Origin of the sequence: Rahnella sp. PAMC25617, from assembly GCF_050606005.1 — a bacterium.
GTDB classification, from domain to species: Bacteria; Pseudomonadota; Gammaproteobacteria; order Enterobacterales; family Enterobacteriaceae; genus Rahnella; species Rahnella variigena.
The window spans coordinates 1-215 of record NZ_JBOCUM010000275.1; the positions used below are offsets into that span (position 1 = coordinate 1).

General features: G+C 56.7%; 1 protein-coding gene. It reads left to right on the forward strand.

From position 1 onward, the window contains the following. Window position 1: 1 nt before the first annotated feature. A partial coding sequence (locus ACM615_RS24345) for a helicase C-terminal domain-containing protein (RefSeq protein WP_431012702.1) occupies window positions 2–215 on the forward strand: 214 nt, incomplete at its 3' end.

Here is a 215-nt window from a genome sequence, read left to right on the forward strand (position 1 = left end):
TATGCCTGATATTCCGGTCCTGTGCCAGGGAGAAGGGCACCTGGCTGATCTCACTCGGCGATTCGCGGCTGATCCGCGTACTTGTCTATTTGGAACTGTGTCGCTGTGGCAGGGGGTCGATATTCCTGGCGACACTTGCCGTCTGGTTGTTATTGATCGGATTCCGTTTCCACGTCCTGATGACCCGCTCATGGCAGCCCGGAGTAAGGCTGTTG